This is a genomic window from Candidatus Nitrospira bockiana (assembly GCF_965152565.1).
Genome location: NZ_OZ224215.1, coordinates 3,238,191 through 3,262,427 on the forward strand (window position 1 = coordinate 3,238,191; position 24,237 = coordinate 3,262,427).

The window sequence follows — 24,237 nt, forward strand, 5'->3', positions numbered from 1 at the left end:
CCTGAAGCTCGTCACGCCGGCCTCCGGCCGGCGTGACGGGCCGGCGCATCGAAAGTGGATTCCCCCGCGTCGCGCGGCCGACCTTCATCCGTACCTCGGCCCGTGGGGCGCACGGAGGAGCGCACCACCACGCCGTCACGAAAGATCAGCTCGTTGACGCCCACGGCGGGGACACGAGGACCGGGCAGAAGGATTCCGGCCAGGTTCAACGGATCCGCGGCTGAGATCCTGATCTCGTGGGAGGCGCGCGGCTCCCCGCGCCGGAGCGCGCGCAACGCCTCGACCGCTTCCGGCAACGCGAACTGCTCGCCGATGAAGCCGCCGACGAACCGCCCGCCCCGAATGTCCCCCCGCAACTCCATCCGGCGGTACTGGACGAGCAGATCGCGCCACGCGGGCGCGATCGATTCCCGCGCCAGGAGATCGCGGAAGACGACGCCGTAGCGGCGCAAGAGCTGCCTGGCCATGCGCTCCACGCCCGCGCTCCGTTCCGCTGCACCGGCCGGCGACGGGCTCGGCAACGCCGACCAGCGGCCGGGCCCATAGCGCGGGCGCCGGCGACGTTCGCGGCCTTCGGCCCGCCGCCGCCTCGGGTCGAGCAGGGCCCGGAGACTGTCGAAGCCGTCCGCCGTCACCAAGCCGGCCGCGGCCAGCTCCCACAGGCCGTCTTCCACCTCCGCGTGCAGATGCCCGGTCGCTCCGACGAGGTCGGCGAAGAAGCTCGCGCCGTGCGCGCGAAGGTGGACGAGCAGGTCGCGGGCGACCCCGCTGACGGCCTCCGCGGGATCGCTCAGCCCGTCGGCGCCGTCCCGCCCCAGCGCCATCAACCAATTTGCCTCCTCCCGGGGAAACAGGCTGATCGGCGCGACGCTGGTCGGCACGATGCGGCCCGGCTTCGCGGCTTCGCCGGGCTCGAGACGTGGATGGGGAGACACGCGCCCCCACATCGCCGAGCCGGCCAGGCACAACCGGTCCAACCACTCCGGATCGTATGTGGACAGACGCGCCGGCAGGATCGCCCGCTCCCACGCCGAGGCCGGCGCCTCGAACCCGGCCAATTGCCTGATGACCTCCAAGAGGCCGGCTTCGCCGTGGAGCTTCGCGCCGGGTACCACGTGCTGCCATTGAAAGAGAAACGTCATGAACTGGGCCGCCGTCACCGGCTCGATCTCGCGCCGCAGGATCCCGATCGTCAGCCGGTGGATGCGGGCCAGCAGGCGCCGATCGCACCATTCGGCTTGGGACGGGCTCAGCGCGGCCGGCACGGAGGAGCGGCCCGCGGACGACGCGACCGCCGAACGCGTGAACTGCCCGCGCAGCACCTGACCGTGCGTTTCGAGCGCGAGCAGGCTGGACAAGACCTCGCCCTCGGGTAGTCGTAATCGGCGGGCCAATGCTGCGGCCGTCGTCGGCCCGGTGCATTCCATCCAGCCTTGGACGATCTTGGTCACCGCCTCGCCGCGATCCACGGCCGGCGCCCCTCCCGCCTCCTGGCCGACCTCCGAGTCCTCTCGCCGCCGATCGGCCAAGACCGGCTCCACGAGCGCACGGCGTTCGGCGGCCACCCATCCCGGTACGGCGCCCTCCGCCTCGCGCACCGTGACCACCGCCGCCCGCCCGCTCTCGAGCAACGGGGTGAGATACGGGCGCCACGGGGCCGCCTGGTCCTCGGGGACCCAGAACAAGGTGAGCAGCGCGTCATGCAATTCGTCGGGATCGCGGACGACCGGCCACGCCTCTTCCGCCACCTCTGCGATCGCATGGGGATCCAGGACCCCGAGCTCACCGGCCAGCTCCGGAGGCAGGCTCCGGCGCATCTCCACGGCCCGCGCGCGTCGCTCTTCGAGCGGCGCATCGTCCAGATAGGCGTAGGGGTTCGCGTTGAGGATCTCGTGGCTGAAGGCCGAAGGCATGGGCGTCTCGACGGCGACGCACCGGACGGCGCCGGACTCGATCCGTTGGAGCAGCGTGATCAACCCGTCCACGTCCATGGCTTCCGTCAGACAGTCCCGGATCGTCTCGTTCACCAAGGGATGGTCCGGCACGTCCCGGTGCTCATCGCCGGGATGGTTGTCTTGGCACGCCGTGGCCGCGGGGAAGACGGCGGCAAGGAGGTCCTCCGCGCGCATGCGCTGGATTTGAGGCGGCACGCGGCGACCGTTCGCGAACCGGAGCAGCGCGAGCGCGCGGGTCGCGTTCCAGCGCCAGCGGGTCATGAACATCGGGGCCTGCAGGACGGCCTGGACGAGGGTCTCGCGGACGGACTCGGAGCGGAGGAAGGCAAAGACGGTGGGGAGCGGGAAGCTGTGGCGTTCCCCCAGCGAGAGCACCAGCCCTTCATCGGTCGCCGCCGCCTGTAATTCGAAGTCGAAGGACAGGCAGAAGCGCTTGCGGAGCGCCAGCCCCCAGGCGCGATTGATCCGACCGCCGAACGGAGCGTGCAGCACGAGCTGCATGCCGCCCCCTTCATCGAAGAACCGCTCGGCGACCACCGTCTCCTGGGTCGGCACCACGCCGCCGAGGACCGCCCGGCCCGCGGCGATATAGTCGACGGCCTGCTCCGCTCCCCTCCGATCGAGCCCGCACGCCTGCTCGAGCCAGGCCACCGCCGCCGCGGACCGCGGAGCGGGCGCCGCGACAGGGGCCGTGTCCGGCGCCTGTCCGGTCGCACGCCCCGTGAACAGATCCTCCGCGCCCGAAAGCCGCGCCTCGGGAGGCGGCGACGGAGAGGCCGCGATCATGCGATCGACCTCGCGGCGGACCGCCGCGACCTCGGCCGACAGCTCGCACGTGCGGGACGGCGCTTCTCCGCGCCAGAACGGAATGGTCGGGGGCGCGCCGTGCGCGTCCTCCACGCGCACCTTTCCCATCTCCACCCCGCGGATCCGCCACGAGGCGTTCCCCAGGAGAATGATGTCCCCGGCCAGGCTCTCGACCGCGAAGTCCTCGTCCACCGATCCCACCACCGTGCCCTCGGGTTCGGCGACCACGGCATAGTTGGCCGTCTCCGGGATCGCCCCGCCGGACGTGATGGCGGCCAACCGGGCGCCGCGGCGCGCCCGGAGGCGATGGTGGATGCGGTCATGGTGCACGTACGCGCGCCCCCGACCGCGGTGCGTCGCAATCCCTTCCGCCAGCATCGTCACGACCGCCTCGAACTCGCGGCGGTCGAGATCCCGATACGGAGAGGCGCGGCGGCACAGAGCGAAGAGGTCCTCCTCCCGCCATTCCTGGGTTGCCGCGGCGGCGACGATCTGCTGGGCCAGAATGTCGAGGGGGGCCGCCGGGACCTCCAGACGGTCGAGCGTGCCGGTACGGATCGCGCGGACGAGCGCCGCACACTCGATCAGCTCATCCCGGGTGGTCGCGAAGAGCCGTCCCTTCGGGATCGCCCCCACCCAGTGACCCGAGCGGCCGACGCGCTGCAGGCACACCGCGATCGAGCGCGGAGACCCGATCTGACAGACGAGATCGACGGCTCCGATGTCGATGCCGAGCTCCAAGGAGGCGGTCGCCACCACGACCCGCGTCTGGCCGCGTTTCAGCCGCTCCTCGGCCGCCAGGCGGATCTGACGGGACAAGCTTCCATGATGGGCGGCCACCGCAGCCGGGCCGAGGTCCTGGAGGCGCTCCTCCAAGTGATGCGATACCCGTTCGACGAGCCGCCGGGTGTTGACGAACACCAGCGTCGATCGGTGTCCCCGTACGTGCTCGGCCAGCCGATCGTAGAGGTCGCTCCAGATGGCGTTCGTCGCCACCGCACCCAACTCGTCCTTCGGCACCTCGACGGCGAGGTCCAGACGGCGGCGATGGCCGACGTCGACGATCACGGGATCCGAATCCTCACCTGACCGCCGATCCGACGGGACGCCGCGCCGCCCGACCAGGAACTCGGCCACCGTCTCGATGGGCCGTTGCGTGGCGGACAGCCCGATCCGGACGGGGGCGGTGTCGGTCAGGGCCTCGAGCCGCTCCAAGGACAGCGCCAGGTGCGCGCCCCGCTTGTTCGGCGCCACCGCATGGATCTCGTCCACGATCACCGTCCGGACGTCCCGCAGGATGCGGCGGCTCTTCTCGGCCGTCAGCAGCAGGAACAGGGATTCGGGCGTCGTGATCAGGATGTGCGGGGGCCGGCGGAGCATTTGTTGGCGGTCCCAGACGGGCGTATCGCCCGTCCGCACCGTCACGCGGATCTCCGGCATCAAGCAACCCGCCGCCAGCGCGGCCTCCGCGATCTCGGCCAAGGGCTGCTGGAGATTCTTCTGGACGTCGTTGCTCAAGGCCTTGAGCGGAGACACGTACAGGACCTCGGTCCGATCCTCCAGCTCGCCGCCCAGCGCCTTCTTGAACAACCGATCGAGGCAGGACAGGAACGCCGCCAGCGTCTTCCCCGATCCGGTCGGCGCCGCGATGAGCACGTGGCGCCCGGAGTTGATCGCCGGCCAACTCTTCGCTTGCACGTCGGTGGGACGCCGGAACCGGCTCGTGAACCAGGCTTGGATGATGGGATGAAACGCGGAAAGCGGCATCCGCGCATCTTAGCATGCACCCGATCGGCTGTCCCAGCGTCGCGACCGCGGCCATTGACAAGCGCCGCCCAACCGTGTCGTAGTCCTCCGAAAAGGAGGCCATCATGCACCTGACAGGGATTATCACGATCAGGAGGGGGAAGTCCGGCGGCCGGCACGTGGGCTTGTCGAGACCGGCGCCGGTCCCATCGGTCATGTTCGCATGGGCGATCGCTCTCTTCTGGCTCCTCGTCCTGCCGGCTCCCGAGGGCCATGCGGCCGACCGGGAGAAGCTCTTGAGCGACCCGGGCGTCTTCGCGACGTTCGTCGCCGTGAAGATCGCTCCCGACTGGTGGAAGCTCGACAAGACGGCCAAAGAGTCGGCCGCGGCAGCGGTCAAGGCCGTGATCGACCGGCACGGCGCCACTGTCCTTGTTGAGACCGTGCTCCTGCGCGGCCTCTCCGATCATGCCGATCTGCTCTTCCGGATGCACTCGACCGACCTCGCGCAACACCAACAGTTCCTGCTCGATCTGTTCACGACGCCGCTGGGCCGCCACCTCCTCCCGGTCTATACGTTCAACGGGGTGACCAAGAAGGCCAACTACATCCCGGCGTTCTCCGATGATCTCAAAGCGGCGCTCAAGACACCGCCCGACCCGGGCCCGAAGACCTATGCGATCGTGATTCCGATCCGGAAGGACGCCGCGTGGTGGCTGCTGGACAAGGAGACGCGGACGAGCCTGATGAAGGAGCACACGGACGCGACCGTCGCCTACCTGAAGACGGTCAGGCGCAAGCTCTACCATTCGACCGGGCTGGACGACTTCGACTTCATCACGTACTTCGAGACGTCGAACCTCATGGACTTTCACTCGCTCGTCCTCGGTCTCCAACAGGTGAAGGAGAACCAGCACAACCGCCGCTTCGGGAGCCCGACGCTGCTGGGCACCATTCAGTCGGTCGATGCCGTCCTGGAGATCCTGGCGCGGTGAGGCCCCAGATGACACTTCCCCCCACATGGCCCCGCTGGTCATCCTAGGAGCGGGATACACGGGGCGCCGCATCTACCGGATCGCGCACGTGGAAGGCCGCGCCGTCATCGCGACCAGCCGAAATCCGGAGAGACTGCCCGCCGACGTCGCTCCATCGAGCCGCCGCCGCTTCGATCTGGAGCGCCCGGAGACCTGGGGTTCGGTCCCGGCCGGCGCGAACGTCATCTGGTGTTTCCCGGCGGCCCCGCCAGACCGGGTGGCCGCCTATGCGGATCGGGTGCTGCCCGGCTGCCGGCGCCTCGTCGTCCTCGGCAGCACGTCGGCCTATCTGCTCGACGGGGACGCACCGGACCAGGCGGTCGATGAATCCACCCCCCTCGATCCCACACGGCCGCGGGTGGCCGGCGAGGAGTATCTGCGGAGACGGCACGGAGCGACCGTGCTCCGGGTGGCCGGCATCTACGGTCCCGGCCGGCACGTGCTGAACTGGATCCGACGGGGACGCATCGCGGCCTCCCCTCGCGTCGTCAATTTGATTCACGTCGAGGACCTCGCCGCCATCTGTCTGACGGCGTTGGAGAAGGGCCGCCCCGGGGAGACCTACAATGTCAGCGACGGCCGGCCCCGTCGCTGGATCGAGGTGTGCCGGGAAGCCGCACGCCGATGGGGCGTCCCGGTGCCCGCGACCCGAGAAGACCCGCGCCCGGGCAAGCGCCTGTCGATCGACAAGCTGCGACGGGAATTCGGCTACGTGTTCATGCACCCCGATCTGTTCCATGCGCTGGGTGAGATCGAGGCGGCGGAGCAGGAACGGCTATCGGCGGGTGAGCGCCTTCGCGGCGGCTGACAGGGACTGGGTCGCTTCCCGCAGGCCCTGCCATGGGTCTCGGCGGAGTCGTGCCACGCGGGTCGGCACCGTCTGGATCGTCAACTCGCTCGGGACGACGTCCTCGAGCTCTTTCCAGTCGAGCGGCACGGCAACCGGGGCCCCGCGGCGGGCGCGCGTGGAGTAGGGAGCGATCGCCGTCGCCCCCCGGCTGTTGCGCAGGTAATCGATGAAGATCTTGCCGCGGCGCGCCGCCTTCGACATGGTGCTCGTGTAGGCGCGGGGGTCGTCACGGACGAGCCCCTCGGCGACCGACTGGGAAAAGCGCTTCACCTCGTCCCAGCCGTCCTCGCCGGTCAGCGGCACCGTCACGTGCAAGCCTTTTCCTCCGGTCGTCTTCACCCAACTGTTCAACCCGAGCTTCTCCAACCGATCCCGAACCAGGCGCGCGGTCTCGACGACCCGGGCCCACGGCAGCGCCTCGTCCGGGTCGAGATCGAACACCATGCGATCGGGGCATTCGAGCCGGTCTTGCCGCGCTCCCCACACGTGAATCTCGAGCACGCCCATCTGCGCGAGCGCGATGAGCCCCGCGCGGTCTTCGATCATCAGGTACCGCGCCTTCTTGCCGCTCTCCTCTTCGACCTCGGCGAAGCCGACGGCGCTCGGCACGCGGTCGTGACGATGCTTCTGATGGAAACACTCACCCCCGTGCCCGTCGGGACATCGCAGGACCATGAGCGGGCGGCCGGCGACGTGCGGCAGGATCCATTCCGCGATCGAGTCGTAGTAGCCGGCCAGGTCCCGCTTGGTGATTCCGAGCTCGGGATAGAGGACGCGATCGGGATGGGTGAGCCGGATCCCGGCGAGCTCCACCGTACGGCGCGCCGGGCGAGCGGCGGGCGGCTGGTCGGCCGCCGGGGGCAGGCCCGGGGCCTCAGCCGGCGTCTCCCGCCGCACCTCGTGGGCGGCCTTGTCCTCCCGAATGCCCTGGAACGAGGGGTGACGCAGGAATCCGTCCGCCGTCCATTCGGTGAACGCGATCTCGACGACGAGGACCGGGCGGACCCAGTGGAGGCTCCGGCGAGGACCGGGCACCCGATCCGCGAACGGCGAGCCCGTTTGCTCGAGCGGGGCGAGGCGTGCGAGGAGAGCGCGCAGCCCGCGCTCGGTAAAGCCGGTGCCGACGCGCCCGACATACCGGAGGCGCCTGTTCGCGCCCTCGCCCTCATACACTCCCAACAGCAGCGCGCCAAAGCCGTGACGAGAGCCCGACGGCTCGGTGAACCCTCCCACCACGAACTCCTGACGCCGAAGACATTTCACCTTCAGCCAATCCGCGCTCCTCCCAGGACGGTAGGCCGCCTCGCGCCGCTTCGAAATCATGCCTTCCAGACCCAACCGGCACGCTTCCCGATAGAACGGCTCGCCTTGCCCGACGATATGGTCGCTGTAGCGCAGGCGATCGTCGCCGGCGGCGGCGAGCAGCGCCTTCAAGCACTCTTTCCGGCTCTCCAGCGGCGCCGCGGCCAAGCGGTATCCATTCAAATACAGCAGGTCGAAGGCGTAGTAGGCCAGGGGCGCTCGTGCTTCCCCGCTCAGAGTCTGTTGCAGGAGCTGAAACGAGCTGTGGCCCGCGGGGTCGACCGCCACCAATTCGCCGTCGAGCAGCGCGGACCTCGCCGGCACCCGGCTTGCGGCTTCGACGACCGAGGGGAAGCGCGCCGTCCAATCTTGGCCGGTCCGGGTCAGCAACTGCACCCGGCCCTGCTCGAGCCGGCACTGCAGGCGAAAGCCGTCGAGCTTGATCTCGTGCACCCACGCATCGCCCACTGGCGGTTCCTTGACCAGTGTGGCGAGTTGGAACGCGGCCTCGGGCATCGGGCCCTTGCTGGCACCCTTCATCTGCGAGGGGTCGGGGATGCGCCCGCCGCCGGCCGCATCTCGGTCGCTGTGCCAGACGGCCTCCCGAGTCCCGCCGATGGACTCGATCGAGCGCCCGCTCGCGATGCTCTCCGGGCGGTCTTCGAGGATCCGCCCGCGGGCCTCCGGGACGACGTGCTCATCCTGCTCTTTGATCAGCAGCCAGTTCGGCTTGTCGCCCTCTTGCCGCCGCAAGCGCACCAGCGTCCACCCGCCGTGGAGCTTTTCTCCGTCCAGTCGGAACTTCAGTTTGCCTTTGCGCAATCCCTCCTCGGGATCGCCCTCCGGAGTCCAACGGCCGCGGTCCCACAACAGGACGGACCCGGCTCCGTACTGCCCTTCCGGAATCGTGCCCTCGAATCCGCCGTACTCGATGGGGTGGTCCTCCACTTCCACCGCCAAGCGCTTCTCCTTTGGATCGAGGCTCGGACCTTTCGGAATCGCCCAGCTTTTCAGCACGCCGCCATGCTCGAGCCGGAAGTCATAGTGCAGGCGGCGGGCGGCGTGCTTCTGGATCACGTAGGTCCGGTCCGCCCCGCCCGCCGTCCTGGTCGAGCCCGGCGGCTCCGGCGTCTTCTCGAAGCTTCTCTTTCGGCGATAAGCCTGGAGCCCCATGACTCCCATTCTACTGCCTCCTGCCACACCCGATCTGCGGGCATCTGCCGCCGGGTCCGACAGCCGGCCTTGCCGACGCTGTCGGATCACAACCGACCGGCGCTGACTCGAGGCGGCACGGTACAATGGTCTCACGACCGTTGAGCTCGACTCGACCCCTCTTCTCATGATCCCCCTCGCCTTGGATCCCGGCGCTCCTGAAGGACTTCGGTACTTGCGAGACGTCATATCCGTCGGTGAAGAGCAGCGCTTGCTCGAATGGATCCGTGCACTGGCGTTCGGGGAGGTGCGGATGAAAGGCGTGACCGCGAAGCGGCGGGTGGTGCACTTCGGCTGGCGCTATGGCTACGAATCCTGGAAGCTGACGCCCGCCTTGCCGGTCCCGGACTGGCTCTCACCCCTCCAGCAGCACGCCGCCACGCTGGCGAACGTGGCCGTCGAGACCCTCGGCGAGGCGTTGATCACCGAATATCCGGAAGGCTCGGGCATCGGCTGGCATCGCGATGCCCCGGTGTTCGGCCCGGCCGTCGTCGGCTTCTCGCTGCTGGGCCCCTGCCGCATGCGCTTTCGGCGCACCAGCGAGACGGGGCGCGCTACCTTCGTCCTGCCGCTCGACCCGCGGTCGGCCTACATCCTCAGCGGTCCGGCCCGGTCTCAATGGCAGCACATGATTCCGCCGACCCCCGGCCTTCGGTATTCGATCACGTTCCGCATGCTACGCCAGGCCATGAGGAGGGTCGAGACGGGCTCTTCTTGATCCGAGCGGCGGCGACTCTCCTGTGCAAGGAGAGCCAGCGTGTCGGGGCCGATCCGTGAGGCGACTGCGATGAGCGTGGAAGACGGGCTCGAGCTCGGCTCGAGCCCGCCCCGTCGTTACCGACCCTGGCTGGCGATGTATTTGGTCCCCTTCTGCAAGACGTCGCGCCATTGCGCTTCCAAGGCGGGGTCCCATTGAGGGTCGCACTCTTTGATGGCCTCGAGGAGACTGTTGATCCAGTACTCGTACAGATTGGGGTCGACGTTCATTCCCTTTCGCCCATGACTCTCCGCGATACGATCCAATGACCGCGTCCCGAAAGCATTGCCCTCGCCGTGCATCAAGACCATCGGCAATCCCTGGCGCAGGAGATTCTTCTGCTTCCCCATGTCGGTGTGCTGGAACATGGGTTTGATGGCGGGGTGGCTGCTCAAAAAGATTTCGTAAAAGCGGTCCAAGAACCTCGGGTTGACGCAGCAGCGGCCAAAACTCTCCGACACGTGTGATCCCATAGCCGTTCCTCCACTTGATCTGGCCATACACAGACCGCGGTGGGTCAGCCAGGAGGACGCACAGCGGAGGACCGGCTTGGGTTTCTTATCGGCACGACGGGCGCCATTCTTGAGGCTCAGGGCGGGCGATTGCTCACCGCCACGCTCCCGGTCCGGCTGTCCGCATCGATGGCCTAATACCCACCCCGTGCGTCAATCGGCAAGGAACAGGTCCAACTCCCGCCTGACCGCCCGGTAGCATTCACACGAGACCGATTCGAGCTGCCGCCGATCGATGATCCGAATTTGGCCTCGGCGGAGCTTGACGATCTTCGACTGCTCCAGCCGGCGCAGGGCCGTCGTGGCCGTCTGGCGCTGGATCCCCAACAGGTCGGCCAAGCTCTCGTGCGTGCACGGGAATTCATCCGTCCCCGCTCCATCGTGACTCATGAGCAGCCAACGCGCGCAGCGTTGTTTGACCGAGTGGAACAGGTTGCAGCCGGCCGAGCGCACGACCTGGACGAGGAACGCGCGGGTGTAGTGCTCGAGCAGCGCGCGGAGCGACGGGCTTCCGGCCACCTCCTCCTCGAAGCGTTCGGTTCTCATGGCATGGGCAATCCCGCCGAACTGCACGACGGCCTTGGCCACCGCGCCGGTGGCGGTATGGAGCACGGGTACGCCCAGGAGACCTTCCCGCCCGATCGCCGCCACGGCGACGGTTGTTCCGTCCTCCATGACATGGATCAGCGACAGGACGCCCGACTCGGGAAAGTACACATGGTCCATGCGCTCGCCCTGTTCATAGACGACGGTCCGGGGCTCGAACGACACGGATTTGAGTTTCGCGAGGAGCGCGGTTTGCTCCTGCACGGGAAGCGCAGCCAGGAGCCGGTTCCGGACGGCGGTATGCGGGGATGGATCTGCCACGGCTATCAAGCGGTTTATAGCACAGTGATTTTCAGGCGATTGTCATCGCGGCGACAGAAATCTTCGACAGGGAGTAGTACAAGGGCGTACGCAAAAAGGCATGTCGTTGCCAGCCGCCATCCTCATCATCGACGCCGACCCCGCCTCGCTGGCGGGCCTGGAAGGCCTCTTCAGGACCCGCCTGGCCGGCACCCGACTGGTCCTGCCTTCGACGCTGGCGGAGAGCCTTGACCACCTCGACACGGGCACGTACGACCTCATCCTCTGCGATCCCCGCGTGCCGGGCGCACAAGGCTTCGAGTTGCTGGCCAAGATCCGGTCGGTGAAACCCGAGACCCCGCTCATCGCCATGCTGGGGTCCTCCCGTCCTGATGCCGCACATCAGGCGCTCGGCGCCGGTGCGTCGGACGTCGTGCTCAAGCCGTTCGATCGAGAGTCGTTGCTGGCCAAGCTCGAGGACGTGCTCAAGCGAGCCCAGGGGGCACCCTAGCCGGCGCGGAATACGGGCCAACGGCTTCCGGGTTTCGTCCTGCCGGAACGGCTCCGACTGGGGTGCGTGTGCGGAGGAGAGGAGGGTGGTCTCAGGAGAGCGGCCGACTAAATTCCTTTCGCAGGACCTCGTAGCATTCGCAGGCCACCGCCTCCAAGCCGGTGCGGTCCAGGATGCAAATCCTGCCTCGCGACGCCCGGATCAGGCCGGCCTTTTCCAAGGACTGGAGCATCAGGCCGGCGCTCGGCCGCGTCACCCCCAACACCTCGGCCGCAAATTCATGCGTGACGGGAAACTCGTCCTGATCGATCCGGTCGTGCGTCGCGAGCAGCCAACGCGCCCCGCGCTGCTCGAGCGTGTGCAGTCGGTTGCATGCGGCGGTCCTCGTGATCTGGACGAGCAACGTCTGCGCGTAGCGGCGCACGGCCTCGGCCAGCGGCGGGCTCTGCTCGATCTCCTCTTGAAAGACGGTCGATCGCATCCGCCGGGCTTCCCCGGGGATGTGGACGATGCCGCGGGCGAACGCCGACTCCATCCCGAAGTACAACGGGAGCCCTAGGAAGCCCTCGCTCCCCACCGTCGCGACCTCTACCGACGCGCCATCCTGCATGATGGTCAGCAGGGAAATGATCGCCGAGCAGGGGAAGTAGGCGTACTCCATCGGCTCTTCGGGCTCATACAGCACCTGGCGCTCGGCCAGGTTGACGAGGTCCATTTTTCCAAGGAGCCTGGAATGGAGAGGTTCGGGCAGCGCCGCCACCAGGCGGTTCGGATGGGTTTCGGTCTCGGGATGCGGGACCATGCTCGCTTATAGCACAGTCCGCGCGTCTGCTCGCTCCACCTCGAAAAAATAGATTTCAGCCGACATCGAACTTCTTCCATTCCTACACGTGTAGGCCCGCACCGCGCGCACCGGCTCTGCTCGGCGGAATGTGCGCTCGAGGAGCGACGATTCGAGAGGCAGGGGATGAAGAGCGCCCGGCAGGATCATCATGGAGCAGCGCCGCTCCTCAGGCGGAGAGGCGGTCAACCGGAAGCGCCGCTCGGCTAGGTCTTCTGCGAGGTGAAGGCCTGCCGCTCCAGGTCTCGTCCCTCGACGGAGTCCCAGAGACACGCTTGGAGCTTCCCTCTCATCTCGGCTTTCAGCGCCATGATCGCTCGATCCGCCTCCTCGAGCGTGAAGTACTCGGCCACGCCGATCGGCCCGATTTTCGAGCTTTCGATCCTCAGACGCCGGGGCCGTCCCACTCGCTTGAGCAGCCCGGCCAGCTCCTGCTCGGTAGTGCCCTGCCGCAACCCGGTAATGTAGACCTTTGCCAGCATGACGGGTCGACCACCCGGAACGGAACGATGAGAATCGGAAGGCTGCCTCCGCCGCGATCAGGCGAGTGAGCATACGGCGGCGAGGCGATCTTGTCCATCATCGCCGATCCTACGCTGATCTCATTAAGTCGTCCTGTCGCTTCAGGCCCGGAGGAGAAGGAGGATGGACAGACAGACGAGCAGGTTGCTCAATCCATGCGCGATCATGTTCGGCAGCAGGCTGCCGGTCCGCTCGTAGATCCAAGCCCACAGCACGCCGCTCCAGAACACGCTGACGAATCCCAAGGCACCGTACCCATGCGCGACCGCAAACACCCCTGCGCTGACGGCCGCCGAGGTGGTCCAGCCGAACCGACGCCGAAGCGTGGCAAACAAGAGGCCCCGAAAGACCAGTTCTTCGAACACCGGCGCGAAGACGACGAACTCCAGCAGGGTGACGAAGACGACCGCCTGGTCCCCCCAGACCAGGTCGCCGTCGAACCATTCGGTCCAATGACTCGTCAACTTCACCCGTTCTGCGATGATCTCCAACACCCACTCCCCGATCAGTCCCGCGGCGAGCACCACCGCAACCGCCTTGACCAGAGCGCCGGCGCGACCACCGGACGGGACAAGCCCGAAGCCGCGGGCAAAGCCGAGGCCATGTGCACGGAGCAGGTGTCGGTGCGCCAGGAGCACGACGGGCACGGCCGCGGCCGGCATGCTGAGCAACCGCACGATCGGGGCGCCGACGTCGAGGACGAGAAAGGACACGGCGATGAGCAGTCCCAGGGCGCCGCCGCGTATGAGCACGGCGACGCCCAGCCGCCCGCGCCACGGCGGCGGGATCGGCGCCTCCCCGACCCGTCCCGCCGCTCGGTCCCGGAGGAAGGTCCCGAGCCAAATGAGCCCGAGCAGGATTGCCGCGAGCTCGACTGCGGACAAGATCCGGACGCGATACAGCAGCGGCCCGAGGCGAGCTTGGCGCTGGTCCGCCAGGGCCAGCAGGAAGGAGCGGTCTCCCGACCTGGCGGCGAGGCTCATGGCGAGTCGATCATAGAACCAGCCGGCCGATAAGGCCTCCGCCAGGCGAGCCTGGAGCGCCTGCCCTCGCTCCAATGGAATCCTCGGCACCAAATAGCCGGCCTCAACCAGTTCCGCGTAGGCGGGGAACGGCTCCTCGAGGGTTTTCCACTCATCGATCCGGGAGGCCACCTGCTTGAAGCCGCCCGCTTCCGCTTCGAGAATGGCCAATTCCAAATGACTCTCCGGTCGGCGGGTCGCATGGACCAACTCTTCATACCACGCCATGGCCTCCTGCAAGCTCTCAGCCCCGCTCACCAGCGTGGTTTGATGGAGCCACCGCTCCCAGACGGGCAGCCGTGCGATCCCCTCCTCGACATCTAAGGTCCGGCTGACCAGGAGCGACAGCGCCCGCTCGGGGAACAGGACCCGGTCCAGGCGGGGAATGGTCGCTTCGAGCCACACCAGGAAGCCGATGCCACCGGCGAGGATCACCCCCAGGAACAGGGTGACGGCGGGAGACAAACGCACCTGCGGCAACGGCGGACCGGCCTGTGCAGCCGCGGGCGGCGGGGCGTCCGGCTGCTCCGAGTCGGTCACGTGTTCCGGTCCTCCCATCGGCGGCGACTATAAACGATGCCCGCAGGCGACCGCCACCACTTCCACTCCGTAGCGGGAAAGCCGGCGCATTGGCTATAATGAGCGCCCCCTAGTAGGGAATGGAAGAAGGTTGAGGCTTAGAGGAATGGAAGAAGGTTAAGGCTAAGCAACTGTCTTGATTGTCAAGCGGGCGAGCTGACTCGCCACGGTGATTGATGTTTGAACATCGCGTTGAGAATGGTCAGGAGCTTGTGCATGCAGGCGACCAGGGCGACCTTGGGCGCCTTGCCGACGGCCCGGAGTCGGCCTCGCTCGGCCTTGCCACGATGCGGGCTCACGGCCCCGGCAACTGTACGAGCTCACTGGAGGCAAGGACGTGACGACCACGCTTAGCCACGGTCTACGGGACCGAAGGTTCATCGGCCTATCACGTCCGGGGTTCATGCTCGCGTCATAGTAAAAGATCAGGTGAAAGATACAAGGTTCAGGTTGAGGGGAAGAGCAAGACGAAGAGGGATCGAAGAAAGGTTCAGGTTCAGGTTGAGGTTGAGGGAAGAACGAGACGAAGAGGAGTCGAAGAAAGGTCGAGGTTGAGGAGGGACGAAGAAGCTGTCTCCTCGAGCTGGGTCTGGTCCGGCCCTTAACCTTAACCTCGACCTGAACCTTCACACCATGGTTGAACGCTACCGCGATCTGTCTCCGCCAGCCCGGCTCCTGCTCGGACCCGGTCCGAGCATGGTTCACCCGCGTGTGCTCACCGCCATGGGGACGCCGCTGATCGGGCATCTCGATCCGGAGTTCCTGAAGATCATGGACGAGATCCAACAGCTCCTTCGCTCGGTGTTCCGCACCCGGAATGCGCTCACGATCCCCATTTCGGGCACGGGATCGGCCGGGATGGAAGCGGCGCTCGTCAACGTGATCGAACCGGGGGACCGCGTGATCGTCGGCGTCAACGGGGTGTTCGGCGCGCGGATGGCGGCGATCGTGGAGCGCTGTGGAGGGGTGGCCGTACGGGTGGACGCGCCATGGGGCCGCATCGTCGAGCCCGCACGGATCGAGCACGCGTTGCAGGCCGGTCCGGTGAAGGCGGTCGCGATGGTGCACGCCGAGACCTCAACCGGGGTGCTGCAGCCGCTCGCCGAGGTCGGCCGCTTGTGCCGAGCCCATCGGGCGCTGTTCATCGTCGACGCCGTCACCTCGCTCGGCGGAACCCCCGTCGAGACGGATCGGTGGAACATCGACGTGTGCTACAGCGGCACACAGAAGTGTCTGAGTTGCCCGCCGGGGCTCGCGCCGGTCACGGTCGCCGACCGAGCCCTCGCCGCGATGCGCGGGCGAAAGACGCCGTGCCAGAGCTGGTATCTGGACTTCACCTTGATCGCCGAGTACTGGGTCGACGCGAAACGGGCCTACCATCACACCGCTCCCATCTCCATGCTCTATGCGCTCCGCGAGGCGCTGCGTCTCGTCGACGAGGAAGGGCTGGACGCGAGAGTCGCCCGGCACCGTACCAACAGCGACGCGTTGATGGCCGGTCTCTCCGCGCTCGGCTTCCAGCCGTTCGCCGACGCGCCCCACCGCCTCCCCACCCTGCACTGCGTCGTTCCGCCCGCGCACATCGATGAGGCCGCCGCTCGGCGGGCGCTGCTGCACGAGCACGGCATCGAAATCGGCGGGGGACTGGGACCGCTCCAGGGCAAAGTGTGGCGCATCGGCCTGATGGGCGAATCATCGACCCGCGCCAACGTCTGGTCGTTGCTGAGCGCCTTGGACACGATCTTCGTGGGAAAGAACTGGGTCGAGCGATCCGGGCTGGCGCTCGAAGCGGCCTCCCGCGTCTATTCGGAAGGAAAGGGGGCATCGGAGTCATGAAGCGGTTGTCGATCTGGAGCGTCGTGCTGATCGTGCTCGGCTTTCTCCTCGGATTGGCCTCGTGGGGGCTCTCGTCGATGATGAAGACCGACGCGCCGGCGATCCCGCCCGAGCGCGTCGCCGAACACCTCCACGCGATCATCCAAGCCAGCCGGACCGTCTATGCCACACACGTCGTGGACAAGCTGCAGGCGCGGGGCATCGTCGAGGCGGCGGAATATTGGAAGCAGGAGGACGCGCTGCCCCTCCCCGCGCAGTTCTTGATCGAGACGGGCCGACTCGCCGCGGAAGAAGGGACCGGGCTCAAGATCCGGCTGGTGAGCCTCTGGCCCATCTACGTCTGGAACAGCCCGTCGACGGACTTCGAGCGGAAAGGGCTGGAGGCCGTGGCGCGGGATCCCACTCAGCCGTTCACCGGCTTCGTCCGGGTCGGTCGGGAGCGCTACTTCCAAGCCGTGTATGCGGACATCGCGATCTCGCAATCCTGCGTCGACTGCCACAACACGCATGTCAACAGTCCCCGGCGCGACTTCAAGCTCAACGATGTGATGGGCGGGATCGTCATCACCGTCCCGGTCCAGAATTGACGCCGATGGCGCACTCGCGGGCGCGAGCGGACACGCGCGAGCCGGAGGCGATGACGGCGCTGCGCGGCGTCCGCCTCATCGACGGTCGCGGCGGCGTCCGCGAGCACGCCGTCGTGCTCGTGCAGGGCGGCCGGATCGCCGCAGTGGGAGACGAGGGCCGGGTCCGCATTCCCCGCGGCGCCAGGCAACCGGACGTGGAGGGCGCCACCGTCCTGCCGGGACTGATCGACTGTCACGTCCATCTCTGCCTGGGCGCCGAGGCGGACGTGGTCCGGACGATCGAGCAGGAGCCGCCGGCGCTCACGATCTTGAAAGCCGCGCAACACGCCCGGCGGACACTCGAGGCCGGCTTCACCACCGTGCGCGACCTGGGCTACCGCGATCATTCCATCTTCGCCCTTCGGCGTGCGATCGATTCCGGGCTCATTCCGGGTCCGCGCATCATTGCGGCCGGATTGGCTGTCTGCATGACCGGCGGCCATGCGCGCTTCATCGGGCGCCAAGCGGATGGACCGGTCGAGGTGGCCCGCGCCGTCCGCGAGCAAATCGCGGCCGGAGCGGAAGTCATCAAGGTCATCGCTTCCGGCGGCGTCCTGACCCCTGGCACCTCGCCCGAGTGCCCCCAGCTCACGATCGAGGAATTGACGGCGGGGATCGGCGAGGCGCGACGCGCCGGGCGCCGGGTCGCGGCGCACGCGCACGGGGCGGAGGGGATGAAGAACGCGATCCGAGCGGGGGCGCATTCGATCGAGCACGCGACCCTGCTCGACGAGGAGGCGGCCGGTCTCATGCGGGAGTACGGGGTGGTCATGGTGCCGACCTTGTCGGCGCTGGCGACGACGGCGGGCTGCTCCCCGCTCTGCGGCATCCCGGAATCCGCGCTCGCGAAGGCGCAAACCATGCAGGCCCGCCACGAGATCAGCTTCAAGAAAGCGCTCCGTGCCGGCATCGGCATCGCGCTCGGCACGGATGCCGGCACCCCCTTCAATGTTCACGGAGAGAATGCCCAGGAGCTGAGCCGGATGGTGTCGCTGGGGATGGGGCCGATGGACGCCCTCGTCGCCGCCACGTCGACGGCGGCGGATCTCCTGGGCCTCGGTCAGGAGCTCGGAACGGTGGAAGCCGGGAAACAGGCGGATCTGCTGGTCGTGGACGGCAACCCGCTCCGACGCATCGATCTGCTGCGTGATCGGGGCAAGCTCTTGGGAGTGATGCAAGCCGGGCGCTTCGTCAGCGGGCCGCTTGCCGGGGCACGGTAAGCCGCCCCTTCATGCTCCGGGTGTTGTCTGAAAGCCGCCCACGCACGTCTTCTCTTCTTCTCACCGCCTGACATAGAACATCTCGAGCGCCTGGGCGAACCCCTGGAGCTGGCCCCGGTCATACTGCCGTTCGAGCCGCTCCCGCAATCGCGCCTGCCCCGTTTCGTCGTGCTTCCCGACCACCCCTTGGGTGACCATCATCTGGACCGCCACGGCGATCAGGCGCCGCTTTCGCCCTTCGATCTCCGGGGTCACGAAGTCCTTGATCACCTCGCGCCCCCTGGCGAGGACGATGTCTTCTTTGAAACTGTCATAGCCTTGTGCCTCCACCGTCATCGTGCGGATCGCCGCCAACTCGGCCTTGATCCGGGCGACCTGCTTGATCAACACCGCGAAGAGCTCGCGACGGCCCTCGTCGGCCAACTTCTCCTCCATCTCGCGGAGCACGGCATCGAGATCGGGAGCTTCCCGCTCGAAGACCTCGCCGAACCGCAGGCGCTCATAGGACTTTCTGGTCTCCGGGTCTCCGATGACCTCATAGGCGGCGTTGATCTCGCGGATCTTCTCTTCGGCGTCCGTGCTGCCCGGATTGCGATCGGGGTGGTATTGAAAGACAAGCTTCCGGTAGGCCTTCTTGATGTCCTCGTCGGTCGCCTCTCGGGTCACGCCCAGGACCGCGTAATAATCTTGCTTCGCCATGGCCGGTCACTATAACAGCCGGCTGAAGAAGGCGGCAACTCGGGTCCGTTGAGTCCGTTGAGACCTGTGGGCCGTTAAGTCCGTTGGGTCTGGACTGAACCGCCCGATGGTTCTCTCTTCCAAACGGACCTAACTGACCTAACCGACCTGACGGACCAAACGCCCATCCCGGACATAACGGACACCTAACCGACCTAACGGACTCAACCGACCTAACGATGCTCCACCCATCCCTGACATAACGGAGCCCACCGACTCAACTTTCCCAAGGGCCTCGATCTTAGTGTCAACTTCGGCCCCCTCCCATTGTTGTCTGAAGCCCTTGATTTCTCGTCCACGCGGACAGACGGCGGTTATTGGCTTCTTACAAGGCCGGCGACGGAAAGCTTGACATCGATCACCGGTCCCGGCTGCTCCGGCTCCTTCACCGATCTGCACAATCAATGTGTTCAGGGCATGGCAGGGACTTTGCTCAAATCACTACGTGATTTTGAATGGGTACTTTTTGCCGGGTTAGAACCCCTAAGGAGTGGCACGGCCTCCCGGAAGGCCGCCGGTGGAGGCTATGGAGCGGGTCAGCATCGTCATCCCGACCTACAACCACGCTCACTTCCTACCCCAGTCGATCGAAAGCGCGTTCGCGCAGACCCGCCCTGCCGACGAGATCATCGTCATCGACAACGGCTCCGTCGACGACACCCCGCGCGTCGCCCGATCCTATCCCGTCCGTTATGTCCGGCAGACGAATCAAGGCATCTGCGGATCGACGAACCGCGGCATCGTCGAGGCCACGGGACGGTACCTCGTCATCCTGCACAGCGACGATCGGCTGCTTCCCCGCCACGTCGAAGCCGGGCTCGACGCGTTTCGGGCCCATCCGGAGGCGGGATTCGTTTGCGGCGATTATCGATGGTTCGGCGCGCCGGATACCTGGCATCGGCACCGCTGCGCGCCGCAACCCGACCACTATGCGACGCTCCTGCGCTCGAACTTCATCGGCCCGCCTGTCGTGGTCATGTTTCGGCAGGACGTGCTGCGCGCGGTCGGGGGGTTTCGGCGGGAGTTCGAGGGAGCGGACGACCAGGACATGTACCTGCGCATCGCGAGACAGTACCCGATCTACTGCCATCACGAAGTCGTCGCCGAATACCGGCGGCACGAGGGGCAGAATTCCCAACGCCTGGGGTTCATGCTCGCCGCCGCCCTTCGGGTGATGCAGGCGCAGCGCCCCTACGTCGACGGCCGACCCGAGTACGAGCAGGCATGGAAAGAGGGGGTCCGGCAGCGGCGCAGCCTGTACAGCGAGACGATTTTCTGGCAGGGCGTGCGCGCGGCGAAAACCGGACAATGGGGAGCCGCCTGGTCCTGCTTGGCCACGTTGATGAAGTACGACCGGTCGGCCGTGCTCCACCCCGCGTACCGGAGACTCCTCGGCGCGGTCCGGCGGCCGGTGCCCGCATCTCCACCTGACGTGAGGACGCGATGAAGGCGGTCATTCTGGCCGGCGGATTGGGGTCTCGACTCTCGGAAGAAACGGTCCTGCGCCCGAAGCCGATGGTCGAGATCGGGGGAAAGCCGATCCTCTGCCATATCATGAACATCTATGCTTCACACGGGATCAATGAATTCGTCATCGCCGTCGGCTACAAGGGCGAGGTGATCAAGGATTACTTTCTGAATTTCTATGCCATCAACAACGACCTCTCGATCGACTTGGAAACCGGCAATACGACGATCCACAACGGGAACAAGTTCAACTGGAAGATCCATCTGGTCGACACCGGTCTCCACACTCAGACCGGAGGCCGGCTCAAGCAGCTGCAGACCTGGCTGAAGTACGACGAGACGTTCTGCTTCACGTACGGCGACGGCGTGACCGATTTGAATCTCAAGGATCTGATCGCGTTCCACCACGCGCACGGAAAGCTCGCCACGATGACGACCGTCCGGGTTCCCGCCCGCTTCGGCCGCATCAGTTTCGACGGCGACGTCGTCACGTCGTTCTGTGAAAAGCCCCAGTCCGGGGAAGGGTGGATCAATGGCGGCTACTTCGTTCTGAATCGGAAGGTCATCGAATACATCGACGACGACGACACGCTCTGGGAACGGGAGCCGATCGAGCGCCTGGTGGCCGACGGGCAGCTCGTCGGCTACCGCCACACCGGCTTCTGGTCGTGCATGGACACCTTGAAGGAAAAGCAGGCCCTCGAAGAGCTGTGGAACGCCGGAGCGGCTCCGTGGAAGTGCTGGTGAGGCGAGCCGGCGCGCCAACCTAGGAGATCCATGACCGTATTGATCACCGGCAACATGGGCTACGTCGGGCCGTGGGTGGTCCGGCGGCTCCGGCAATCCTACCCGGCGGCCCGGCTTCTCGGGCTCGACATGGGGTACTTCAGCCACTGCCTGACGGGCACGGTCTGGCTGCCCGAACGGATGCTGGACGCCCAGCATTTCGGCGATGTGCGGCGCCCGTTGCCCGCCCACCTCCTCGAAGGGCTCGACGCCGTCGTGTACCTGGCGGCGATTTCGAATGATCCCATGGGGACCCGCTTCGAGGCGGTGACCGACCAGGTCAACCATCGCGCCGCCGTGGCGCTCGCAAGACAGGCCAAGGCCGCGGGGGCTCGGGCGTTCGTCTTTGCCTCGAGCTGCAGCGTGTACGGCCTGGGGGATGACCGGCCGCGTACCGAGGAGTCCGAGCTCGGCCCGCTCACCGCCTATGCCCGCTCGAAGGTGGCGGCCGAGCGGGACCTCGCCGTGTTGGCCGACGCGTCCTTTGCCGTGACGTGCCTTCGCTTCGCCACCGCGTGCGGGATGAGCGACCGACTCCGGCTGGACCTCGTCCTGAACGATTTCGTCGCGCACGCCGTGGCAGTGCGCCGGATCGTCATACTCAGCGACGGCTCACCCTGGCGTCCGTTGATCCACGTCAGCGATATGGCGCGCGCCGTCGACTGGGCCGTGGCTCGGCGACCCAGCGAGCCGTCGCCGTTCCTCGTGGTGAACGTCGGCAGCGACGACTGGAACGTTCAAGTACGCGACTTGGCGGAGGCGGTCGCCCGCGCGCTCCCCGGGGTCGCCATCTCCTTCGGCGAGCACGCGCAGCCGGACAAGCGCTCGTATCGGGTCAGCTTCGAGCGTTTTCGGCGGCTGGCGCCGGACCATCAACCGCGCATGACGCTTCCCGGCGCGATCGCGGAGCTGTCGGAGGGCCTCCGACGCTTGGGATTCGAAGACCAAGCCTTTCCCCGGTCCGGTCTGGTGCGCCTCGAGGTCTTGGAGAGCCTCCTGCACGGCGGTCTCTTGAACGCCGATCTGGAATGGACCGTCGAGCTGCCCGATCGTCATGCTCCCGTTCACCCCGCTCCCGGTGCCGCCGCGGAGGCCGCGAGGACCGTATGATTTTCACCGAGACCCCGATTCAGGGCGCCTTTGTCATCGACTTGGAAAAGCGGGAAGATGCACGCGGCTTCTTCGCTCGCGCGTGGTGCGCCGGCGAGTTCGAGGCGCACGGCCTGATCCCCCGCATGGCGCAGGCCAATCTGTCTTACAACCGACGACGGGGCACGCTGCGGGGGATGCACTTCCAGACGGCTCCGCATGCCGAGGCGAAGATCATCCGGTGCCTGAAGGGCGCCTTGTACGACGCGATCATCGATTTGCGGACGACCTCGCCGAGCTACGGCCGATGGTTCGGTCTCGAGCTCTCCGAATCCAACCGGACGATGCTCTACGTGCCGGAAGGCTGCGCGCACGGTTTTCAAACGCTCGCCGACGAGACGGAAGCCTTTTATTTCGTCTCGGCGTTCTACGCGCCGGGGTACGAGGACGGCATCCGATACGACGACCCGGCGTTCGGCGTCGTCTGGCCGCTCCCTGTTTCAGTGATTTCGGACAAGGACCTGCAATGGCCGGCGTACGGGACCCGGACCGCTGCATGCACGGCCCCGCACCCGGCGCTCCAGACAACGACCGTGGGCACCGAGGAGGGACGATGATCCTGGTCGATTCCGCACTCAAGCGCCGGGAAGCCGAGGGCCGGCCGATCCAAGTGGGCATGGTGGGGGCCGGCTTCATGGGCAGGGGGATCGCCCTCCAGATCGAGACGGTCGTGCCCGGGATGCGGCTGGCCGCCGTGGCCAGTCGGCGTCTCGAAGCCGCCCGCCGAGCCTATCGGGAAGCCGGGGTCTCGACCATCGCGGTGGTGGAAAGCGACGCCGAGCTGGAACGGGTCCTGGCCCGCGGCGGGTACGCGGTCACCGAAGACCCGCTGCTTCTTTGCCGAGCGCCGGGGATCGATGCGGTCATCGAGGTCACCGGCTCGATCGACTACGCCGCCGAGGTCGTGCTGGCGGCCATTCAGCACGCGAAGCACGTCGTCATGATGAATGCCGAGCTGGACGGCACGGTCGGACCGATCCTCAAAGTGTACGCCGATCGCGCCGGCGTGGTGATCACGAACGCCGACGGGGATCAGCCGGGCGTCACCATGAACCTGTATCGATTCGTCAAAGGCCTGGGCGTCCACCCCGTCCTGTGCGGCAACATCAAGGGGCTGCACGACCCGTATCGCAACCCCACCACCCAGGAAGCGTTTGCGAAGCGGTGGGGGCAGAACCCCTTGATGGTCACCTCCTTCGCCGACGGGACGAAGGTTTCCTTCGAACAGGCGATCATCGCGAACGGTACCGGCATGCGAGTGGCTCGGCGGGGGATGTGGGGACCGAGCGTCCCCCCCGGAACTCCGATTCAGGAGGCGATCGATCGCTTTCCGCAGGACATCCTCCTCGAGAGCGGGGGGCTCGTCGACTACGTGGTGGGAGCGGCGCCGAGCCCGGGCGTCTTCGTGCTCGGCAGGCACGATCACCCGATGCAGCAGCATTATCTCAACCTGTACAAGCTCGGCTCGGGGCCGCTGTACTGCTTTTATACGCCCTACCATCTCTGTCACTTCGAAGTGCCGAACACCGTCGCTCGGGCGGTCCTCTTCGGCGATGCGGCCCTCGCACCGGCCGGCCCGCCGATGGTGGAAGTCGTGGCGACGGCCAAGGTCGATCTGGAGGCCGGGCAGGTCCTGGACGGTATGGGCGGCTATCTGACGTACGGACTCTGTGAGAACGCCGATGCCGCGCACGCCGCCGATCTGCTGCCGATGGGCGTCGCGGAGGGATGCCGGATGAAACGTGCGGTTCCCCGCGATCAGGTCCTGACGTACGGGGACGTCGATCTCCCGCATGGGCGGCTGCGGGACAAGCTGCGGGACGAACAGCGGATCTATTTTGCGGACCGAGCGGTTGCCGAGCCCGGTACGCGCCGCCGGCCGGCCGGGGACCAGCCCACCTTCCGACCGGCGGCGTGAT

19 protein-coding genes and 2 pseudogenes are annotated in these 24,237 nt (G+C 67.0%); 12 read left to right on the top strand and 9 right to left on the bottom strand.

Annotated elements, in window-relative coordinates:
* Nucleotides 1–11: 11 nt before the first annotated feature.
* Nucleotides 12–4,529 carry a DEAD/DEAH box helicase gene (locus ACWHYV_RS15725; protein WP_447977439.1) on the bottom strand — a complete coding sequence of 1,506 codons (4,518 nt, stop codon included), beginning with the start codon at nt 4,527–4,529 and terminating at the stop codon, nt 12–14.
* Nucleotides 4,530–4,633: 104 nt separating this feature from the next.
* Here ACWHYV_RS15725 and ACWHYV_RS15730 point away from each other — a divergent pair, with 104 nt between their 5' ends.
* Together ACWHYV_RS15730 and ACWHYV_RS15735 are read left to right on the top strand one after the other, a co-directional pair.
* Nucleotides 4,634–5,503 (top strand): chlorite dismutase family protein, encoded by an 870-nt coding sequence (locus ACWHYV_RS15730; protein ID WP_447977440.1) that lies wholly within the window; start codon nt 4,634–4,636, stop codon nt 5,501–5,503.
* 25 nt (nt 5,504–5,528) lie between these two features.
* The gene (locus ACWHYV_RS15735; RefSeq protein ID WP_447977441.1) at nt 5,529–6,350 is read left to right on the top strand and encodes an NAD-dependent epimerase/dehydratase family protein; all 822 of its coding nucleotides are present in this window, start codon (nt 5,529–5,531) and stop codon (nt 6,348–6,350) included.
* Here the strand turns inward: ACWHYV_RS15735 and ligD are convergent.
* A complete protein-coding gene (gene ligD / locus ACWHYV_RS15740) occupies nt 6,318–8,876 on the bottom strand; it encodes a DNA ligase D (protein ID WP_447977442.1) in 2,559 nt (852 codons plus the stop codon). The two genes, ACWHYV_RS15735 and ligD, sit on opposite strands and share 33 nt — an antisense overlap.
* Nucleotides 8,877–9,081: 205 nt before the next feature.
* On the opposite strand from ligD, the gene ACWHYV_RS15745 reads away from it, so the two are divergent.
* Nucleotides 9,082–9,624, top strand: a complete 543-nt coding sequence (locus ACWHYV_RS15745; RefSeq protein WP_447977443.1) for an alpha-ketoglutarate-dependent dioxygenase AlkB — start codon at nt 9,082–9,084, stop codon at nt 9,622–9,624.
* A gap of 116 nt (nt 9,625–9,740) precedes the next feature.
* Here the strand turns inward: ACWHYV_RS15745 and ACWHYV_RS15750 are convergent, their stop codons facing one another.
* Nucleotides 9,741–10,136, bottom strand: coding sequence for a globin (locus ACWHYV_RS15750; RefSeq protein WP_447977444.1), 396 nt, complete (start codon nt 10,134–10,136; stop codon nt 9,741–9,743).
* A 192-nt stretch (nt 10,137–10,328) separates the two neighbouring features.
* Nucleotides 10,329–11,042, bottom strand: a complete 714-nt coding sequence (locus ACWHYV_RS15755; RefSeq protein ID WP_447977445.1) for a Crp/Fnr family transcriptional regulator — start codon at nt 11,040–11,042, stop codon at nt 10,329–10,331.
* A gap of 100 nt (nt 11,043–11,142) precedes the next feature.
* On the opposite strand from ACWHYV_RS15755, the gene ACWHYV_RS15760 reads away from it, so the two are divergent.
* Nucleotides 11,143–11,532, top strand: coding sequence for a response regulator (locus ACWHYV_RS15760; RefSeq protein WP_447977446.1), 390 nt, complete (start codon nt 11,143–11,145; stop codon nt 11,530–11,532).
* A 91-nt stretch (nt 11,533–11,623) separates the two neighbouring features.
* Here the strand turns inward: ACWHYV_RS15760 and ACWHYV_RS15765 are convergent, their stop codons facing one another.
* From ACWHYV_RS15765 to ACWHYV_RS15780, 4 genes and pseudogenes are all read right to left on the bottom strand, one after another.
* Nucleotides 11,624–12,334, bottom strand: coding sequence for a Crp/Fnr family transcriptional regulator (locus ACWHYV_RS15765; RefSeq protein WP_447977447.1), 711 nt, complete (start codon nt 12,332–12,334; stop codon nt 11,624–11,626).
* Nucleotides 12,335–12,579: 245 nt separating this feature from the next.
* Entirely contained in the window at nt 12,580–12,855 is a 276-nt protein-coding gene (locus ACWHYV_RS15770; RefSeq protein WP_447977448.1) for an RNA recognition motif domain-containing protein, read from the bottom strand.
* Between the two features lie 141 nt (nt 12,856–12,996).
* Entirely contained in the window at nt 12,997–14,457 is a 1,461-nt protein-coding gene (locus tag ACWHYV_RS15775; protein WP_447977449.1) for a CPBP family intramembrane glutamic endopeptidase, read from the bottom strand.
* A gap of 182 nt (nt 14,458–14,639) precedes the next feature.
* Nucleotides 14,640–14,762, bottom strand: a pseudogene (locus ACWHYV_RS15780) (IS110 family transposase); the annotation flags it as partial.
* Between the two features lie 430 nt (nt 14,763–15,192).
* On the opposite strand from ACWHYV_RS15780, the gene ACWHYV_RS15785 reads away from it, so the two are divergent.
* The 3 genes from ACWHYV_RS15785 to ACWHYV_RS15795 are packed head-to-tail and all read left to right on the top strand — an operon-like array spanning nt 15,193 to nt 18,178.
* A complete protein-coding gene (locus ACWHYV_RS15785; protein ID WP_447977450.1) occupies nt 15,193–16,332 on the top strand; it encodes a pyridoxal-phosphate-dependent aminotransferase family protein in 1,140 nt (379 codons plus the stop codon).
* Nucleotides 16,329–16,919 carry a Tll0287-like domain-containing protein gene (locus ACWHYV_RS15790; RefSeq protein ID WP_447977451.1) on the top strand — a complete coding sequence of 197 codons (591 nt, stop codon included), beginning with the start codon at nt 16,329–16,331 and terminating at the stop codon, nt 16,917–16,919. The genes ACWHYV_RS15785 and ACWHYV_RS15790 overlap by 4 nt, the downstream gene beginning before the upstream one ends.
* A 5-nt stretch (nt 16,920–16,924) precedes the next feature.
* On the top strand, nt 16,925–18,178 hold the full coding sequence (locus ACWHYV_RS15795; RefSeq protein WP_447977452.1) for an amidohydrolase family protein: 1,254 nt from the start codon (nt 16,925–16,927) through the stop codon (nt 18,176–18,178).
* Between the two features lie 495 nt (nt 18,179–18,673).
* On the opposite strand, the pseudogene ACWHYV_RS15800 reads toward ACWHYV_RS15795, so the two are convergent.
* Nucleotides 18,674–18,877 (bottom strand): annotated as a pseudogene (locus tag ACWHYV_RS15800) (DnaJ domain-containing protein); the annotation flags it as partial.
* Nucleotides 18,878–19,442: 565 nt separating this feature from the next.
* On the opposite strand from ACWHYV_RS15800, the gene ACWHYV_RS15805 reads away from it, so the two are divergent.
* Genes ACWHYV_RS15805 through ACWHYV_RS15825 form a run of 5 tightly spaced genes read left to right on the top strand, consistent with a single transcriptional unit; the run spans nt 19,443 to nt 24,236 of the window.
* The gene (locus ACWHYV_RS15805) at nt 19,443–20,363 is read left to right on the top strand and encodes a glycosyltransferase (protein WP_447977453.1); all 921 of its coding nucleotides are present in this window, start codon (nt 19,443–19,445) and stop codon (nt 20,361–20,363) included.
* Nucleotides 20,360–21,130: a glucose-1-phosphate cytidylyltransferase gene (gene rfbF, locus ACWHYV_RS15810; RefSeq protein ID WP_447977454.1), complete on the top strand. Its 771-nt coding sequence runs from the start codon at nt 20,360–20,362 to the stop codon at nt 21,128–21,130. The genes ACWHYV_RS15805 and rfbF overlap by 4 nt, the downstream gene beginning before the upstream one ends.
* 30 nt (nt 21,131–21,160) lie before the next feature.
* Nucleotides 21,161–22,279 (top strand): NAD-dependent epimerase/dehydratase family protein, encoded by a 1,119-nt coding sequence (locus ACWHYV_RS15815; protein ID WP_447977455.1) that lies wholly within the window; start codon nt 21,161–21,163, stop codon nt 22,277–22,279.
* Nucleotides 22,276–22,875, top strand: a complete 600-nt coding sequence (rfbC, locus tag ACWHYV_RS15820; RefSeq protein WP_447977456.1) for a dTDP-4-dehydrorhamnose 3,5-epimerase — start codon at nt 22,276–22,278, stop codon at nt 22,873–22,875. Before ACWHYV_RS15815 ends, rfbC begins: the two co-directional genes overlap by 4 nt.
* Nucleotides 22,872–24,236, top strand: a complete 1,365-nt coding sequence (locus ACWHYV_RS15825; protein WP_447977457.1) for an NAD(P)H-dependent oxidoreductase — start codon at nt 22,872–22,874, stop codon at nt 24,234–24,236. The genes rfbC and ACWHYV_RS15825 overlap by 4 nt, the downstream gene beginning before the upstream one ends.
* Nucleotide 24,237 lies beyond the last annotated feature (1 nt).

Bases quoted from the DNA above. Each gene is read 5' to 3' on its own strand.
- ACWHYV_RS15725 (WP_447977439.1), bottom strand. From the start codon at position 4,529: ATGCCGCTTTCCGCGTTTCATCCCATCATCCAAGCCTGGTTCACGAGC.
- ACWHYV_RS15730 (WP_447977440.1), top strand. From the start codon at position 4,634: ATGCACCTGACAGGGATTATCACGATCAGGAGGGGGAAGTCCGGCGGC.
- ACWHYV_RS15735 (WP_447977441.1), top strand. From the start codon at position 5,529: ATGGCCCCGCTGGTCATCCTAGGAGCGGGATACACGGGGCGCCGCATC.
- ligD (WP_447977442.1), bottom strand. From the start codon at position 8,876: ATGGGAGTCATGGGGCTCCAGGCTTATCGCCGAAAGAGAAGCTTCGAG.
- ACWHYV_RS15750 (WP_447977444.1), bottom strand. From the start codon at position 10,136: ATGGGATCACACGTGTCGGAGAGTTTTGGCCGCTGCTGCGTCAACCCG.
- ACWHYV_RS15760 (WP_447977446.1), top strand. From the start codon at position 11,143: ATGTCGTTGCCAGCCGCCATCCTCATCATCGACGCCGACCCCGCCTCG.
- ACWHYV_RS15765 (WP_447977447.1), bottom strand. From the start codon at position 12,334: ATGGTCCCGCATCCCGAGACCGAAACCCATCCGAACCGCCTGGTGGCG.
- ACWHYV_RS15770 (WP_447977448.1), bottom strand. From the start codon at position 12,855: ATGCTGGCAAAGGTCTACATTACCGGGTTGCGGCAGGGCACTACCGAG.
- ACWHYV_RS15785 (WP_447977450.1), top strand. From the start codon at position 15,193: ATGGTTCACCCGCGTGTGCTCACCGCCATGGGGACGCCGCTGATCGGG.
- ACWHYV_RS15790 (WP_447977451.1), top strand. From the start codon at position 16,329: ATGAAGCGGTTGTCGATCTGGAGCGTCGTGCTGATCGTGCTCGGCTTT.
- ACWHYV_RS15795 (WP_447977452.1), top strand. From the start codon at position 16,925: ATGGCGCACTCGCGGGCGCGAGCGGACACGCGCGAGCCGGAGGCGATG.
- ACWHYV_RS15805 (WP_447977453.1), top strand. From the start codon at position 19,443: ATGGAGCGGGTCAGCATCGTCATCCCGACCTACAACCACGCTCACTTC.
- rfbF (WP_447977454.1), top strand. From the start codon at position 20,360: ATGAAGGCGGTCATTCTGGCCGGCGGATTGGGGTCTCGACTCTCGGAA.
- ACWHYV_RS15815 (WP_447977455.1), top strand. From the start codon at position 21,161: ATGACCGTATTGATCACCGGCAACATGGGCTACGTCGGGCCGTGGGTG.
- rfbC (WP_447977456.1), top strand. From the start codon at position 22,276: ATGATTTTCACCGAGACCCCGATTCAGGGCGCCTTTGTCATCGACTTG.
- ACWHYV_RS15825 (WP_447977457.1), top strand. From the start codon at position 22,872: ATGATCCTGGTCGATTCCGCACTCAAGCGCCGGGAAGCCGAGGGCCGG.